General features: G+C 35.0%; 2 protein-coding genes. One reads left to right on the top strand and one right to left on the bottom strand.

Annotated elements, in window-relative coordinates:
- Positions 1-288 precede the first annotated feature (288 nt).
- Positions 289-894 (bottom strand): hypothetical protein, encoded by a 606-nt coding sequence (locus tag ACNQGX_RS18230; RefSeq protein ID WP_417978719.1) that lies wholly within the window; start codon positions 892-894, stop codon positions 289-291.
- Between the two features lie 115 nt (positions 895-1,009).
- Here ACNQGX_RS18230 and ACNQGX_RS18225 point away from each other — a divergent pair, with 115 nt between their 5' ends.
- On the top strand, positions 1,010-2,545 hold the full coding sequence (locus ACNQGX_RS18225; protein WP_417978717.1) for an IS1182 family transposase: 1,536 nt from the start codon (positions 1,010-1,012) through the stop codon (positions 2,543-2,545).
- The last annotated feature ends 327 nt before the right edge of the window (positions 2,546-2,872 follow it).

Below are 2,872 nucleotides of genomic sequence, written 5' to 3'. Positions count from 1 at the left end.
AAACCTTAACCAATACTTCGTTGTCTTTCGGTAATGGTTTAGGAACTTCCAACAATTTGGCAACTTCCGGTGCTCCATATTTGGAATATACAATTGCTCTCATTTTCTAAATATTTTATTTTTTCTTAGGTTGTTTCCTACATTTGTCATTAACATCCCTCTACTACAGCGGGTTTAGGACTAAATTAAGCCCATTATTCGGATTTATCAAATCTCCCAAATACAAAACCAACTTTCCATTAAGCCAATTGCCCAAATCCGTTGTAGTAGCTGTTATAGCCAGTGATTTTAGGCTTTAACTACTGGATATTTTGTCATTTTTTTATATAGCCAAGCTGAAAACTTGTTAATGCTTTTAAATTTTGAAATTTGTTTGTTATCACATATTTGTTCAAAATGAGCTTTTTTATCCATAAAGTCATATTCGCCAATGAATCTATAACATTTACTAAATTCTCTTATGCCATTTTTGAACTCTTCAACAGAAAGACAGTATGGAGTAAATTTATAATCAATATGTTTGTATTCTTCATAACCCCCTAAAGTGATCGAGTTGTCTGAAATTAGCAGTTCTCCCGTACTTCCATTGATAATTTCCCAGTTTGACAATCCTCTTTTTAGAAATAAACAAAGTTTTTGACCTTTTTTTGGTTTAGCAAATCTAGTATCACAAGTCCATTCCTTAAATAGCTTTACAGAAATGGATTTGTATAATTTACCCTTTAATGTTTCCTTTATATCGAAAATGTATAAATTACCCTTTACTATGTTAATTTCTCCTATAACAATTAATTCAGAAATACCAGCCATAACTTCTATAGGGTAATCCATTTTTTTCGCTTCTACTTTTGATGCAAAAAGAATAATAAATAGGAATATAATTATTTGTTTCATAGGTTTCGGTTTTTATCATTGGCTATAACGTCAGTCTGTGAAAAAACTTCCGTTGTACTACCGTCAAATATAGCAAAATACTTGTATAAAAAGAAGATTATTCTTATTTTTAAGAATGCAACACATCACCGGAATTTCCCGCCAACAAATGCGTTTTTCAAGTTTAGAAGACGCAATAAGTCCGGACAATCAAGTTCGGTTTATAGACGCTTTTGTAGAATATTTAGATTTGATAAAACTAGGTTTTTCAGTTCAAACACTCAAAAAAGAAGGTCGTCCGAGTTATAACAGTCAAGTATTTCTTAAGATCTATTTATACGGTTATCTCAATGGTTTAAGAAGTAGTCGTAAATTAGAAAACGAATGTTTTAGAAACATTGAAATGCAGTGGCTATTAGAAGATATTCGTCCCAATTATCATAGTATTTCTGATTTTAGAAAAAACAACCCCGTTGCTTTGAAGAACTTATTCAAACTCTTTGTTAGCTTCCTGAAAGAGGCCGATTTAATAGCGGGAGAAACCATTGCTATTGACGGTACCAAAAGCCGTGCGCACAATAGCAAAAAAGCCAATTTTAACCAAAATAAAATAGACAAACACCTTGAATATATTGAAAGCAAAACCCAAGAATACCTAACAGCTTTGGATGAAAATGATGTTAAAGAAAGTCCAACTAAAATCCAAAATATCCAACAAAAGATAGACCGACTAAAAGGGAATAAATTACGCTATGAATTGCTGGAAGAAAATCTAAAAGTAAGTGGTCATCCTCAAATAAGTACCACCGATAGCGATGCCAGAGCTTTGTTAGTTCAAGGTCAAGTAGTCGAGATTTCATTCAATATCCAAGCCGCAGTCGATGCCAAGCACAATCTAGTGGTAGCCACACACACCATCAATCGTAATGACCGCAATGCTTTATCGGCTATTGCTATAGAAGCAAAAGAGAATTTAGCGATAGAAACTTACACGGCTTTGGTAGACAAAGGCTATCATAACGGGCGGGAAATAGAAGCCTGCAAACAGGCCAACATCACTACAATTGTAGCACAGCCAGAACAAGGAAAAAATAAAGAAAGGATAACCGAAAATTATCTGATCTCTAAGTTCCAATACGATCCAATCACTGACACCTACACTTGTCCACAGGGCGAAACGCTCAAAACCAGTGGCCACTGGCACAAGAAAACTACAGACAGAGACAGTTATGAGTTCAAGAGATACCGAACTCCAAAATGCAGAGAATGTCCTGTAAAACATTTATGTACCAGCAGGATGGCTGGTCGTGATATAGACCGCAGCCAATATGCCGATGCCGTAGAACAAAACAACAAGCGTTATCATGAAAACGCACAGCTCTACCGCAAACGACAGGAAATCAACGAACATATTTTTGGTACCATCAAACGACAATGGGGCTATAACCATACCAACTTAACGGGATTAGAAAAAGTAAATGGAGAACACAGCCTGATTATGCTGGTGTATAACATCAAACGCAGTATCAATATACTTGGCGTTCCTGATTTGATTGCCAAAGTCAAAAAATGGAACTCACCCTACAAAGCAAAAGTCTTGTTTTTGCTAAAAACGGGGTATTTAAAGCTGAATACAACGTATAATTTTTATCCAATGAAATTTGTAGCCTAAAAATAAAGCCCTCTCAGAAGGCTTTGTTTTGGATTGTAGGAAAGGAAAATTTGAAGATTTTATTAGAAAAAAAGAGGTTTTTTCACAGCCTGACGTTCCCGCGCTACAAGCAGTTTGGGACTAAATTAAGCCCATTATTCGGATTTGCTAAATCTTCCAAATACAAAACCAACTTCAAATTAAGCCTAATACCCAAATTGCTTGTAGCGTGTGTTGAACTAAACCTTCGGTAGCGCGTCACCTGAAAATGTTAGTCCTTTGTAAAACTAATTAAAAAACATTTACAATGACAAAAAAAAGAAGACGACGCAGTTGTAGCAACTAAAA

This window comes from Flavobacterium glycogeni, from assembly GCF_048286775.1.
Lineage (GTDB): Bacteria > Bacteroidota > Bacteroidia > Flavobacteriales > Flavobacteriaceae > Flavobacterium.
Note: the sequence above shows the minus strand (reverse complement) of the source record. Positions and strands in the feature narration are given on the sequence as shown.

Bases quoted from the DNA above. Each gene is read 5' to 3' on its own strand.
- ACNQGX_RS18230 (WP_417978719.1), bottom strand. From the start codon at position 894: ATGAAACAAATAATTATATTCCTATTTATTATTCTTTTTGCATCAAAA.
- ACNQGX_RS18225 (WP_417978717.1), top strand. From the start codon at position 1,010: ATGCAACACATCACCGGAATTTCCCGCCAACAAATGCGTTTTTCAAGT.